General features: G+C 59.0%; 3 protein-coding genes. All 3 read right to left on the bottom strand.

The genetic code is table 11. The annotated features are described in order from the left end of the window. Positions 1 to 131: 131 nt before the first annotated feature. Genes AC1RSI_RS16705 through AC1RSI_RS16695 form a run of 3 tightly spaced genes read right to left on the bottom strand, consistent with a single transcriptional unit; the run spans position 132 to position 909 of the window. Complete coding sequence (locus tag AC1RSI_RS16705) at positions 132 to 623, bottom strand: serine hydrolase (RefSeq protein WP_255343280.1); 492 nt, start codon at positions 621 to 623, stop codon at positions 132 to 134. A 53-nt stretch (positions 624 to 676) separates the two neighbouring features. Then, positions 677 to 799: a serine hydrolase gene (locus tag AC1RSI_RS16700; RefSeq protein ID WP_154726872.1), complete on the bottom strand. Its 123-nt coding sequence runs from the start codon at positions 797 to 799 to the stop codon at positions 677 to 679. Further along, positions 796 to 909, bottom strand: coding sequence for a serine hydrolase (locus tag AC1RSI_RS16695; protein WP_447941188.1), 114 nt, complete (start codon positions 907 to 909; stop codon positions 796 to 798). The genes AC1RSI_RS16700 and AC1RSI_RS16695 overlap by 4 nt, the downstream gene beginning before the upstream one ends. Positions 910 to 977: the final 68 nt, after the last annotated feature.

The raw sequence follows: 977 nt of genomic DNA, 5'->3' as shown, positions 1-977 counted from the left end.
GTTCAAATCCTACTCCCGCACCCAAACAAAACAGCCGCTGAGCACTACGCTCAGCGGCTTTTTGCTGGCCGAAGTCCGACGCCTCGAAAATCCCAGCGGAGGCCACTAGGAGGACATGTCGCCAGGAGGATCTAGCGAACGCTCACTGCCGGGTCGCCTCTGATGGCCTCCATCACATCGTCAAAGGGAAGGTGCGCGCTGGGCGACGTGTTGACCAGAATTGCAACGGCGAGATCAGGTCCGGTGAAAATCGTCAGGCTGCTGGTGAAACCATCGATCGCGCCGTCATGGGAGACCACAGGCCCCGCCAGCGTTTCCGTCACGCCGATTCCGAGGGCGTAATCAATCGGATGATCACCATTTTCATCCGTGTAGCTCGCGCGAGCTCCATCATTCAGGCGGGCCGCAGTCAGCATCTGACGGTAGCTGTCATCCTTCAGAACTTGGCCGTGGCTCAGTGCTTGGCTCCAGATCAATAGATCGACGACCGTCGAGCGCATTGCGCCGGCAGCAAATGGGATATTCAGGCTCACCGTGTGGGCGTTAACATAGCCCGGCTTCTCCGCCACCAATCGGTCGTAACCCGAGGCCCTACCTGACGCGAGAGCGCGATCATCATCCAGTGCGCACCGGTTATGCTCAGTGGGCGGAATATCCGTGCCGCCATAAACTCCCGTCAGGGCTGCCCGGAGACCCTTTCGATTATTGCGCCAGCCAAGACGTAGTTCGAACTGGAGTAGGCCCAGCCAGTACCGGGCGGAAATTGATGGGTCGGCTCCAGCGACAGAACGTGCGTCACAGATACCGGTTCACAGGGTCATCCAGAGAGAGCTTCCCGTCCTCCGCAAGCATCAAAAGGGCGGCGGCGGTGAACTGCTTTGTCAGCGAGCCAATTCGAAAGACTGTCAATCGGCGTCTAAAAGGGACCCCCTATCGGCGTGCAATAGGGACCCCCTTTTGAGGTTCGGGATGGACGT

This window comes from Brevundimonas sp. GW821-FHT10E09 (assembly GCF_058809375.1).
The sequence above is the reverse complement of the archived record's forward strand: the minus strand, read 5'-3'. Positions and strand labels throughout refer to the sequence as shown.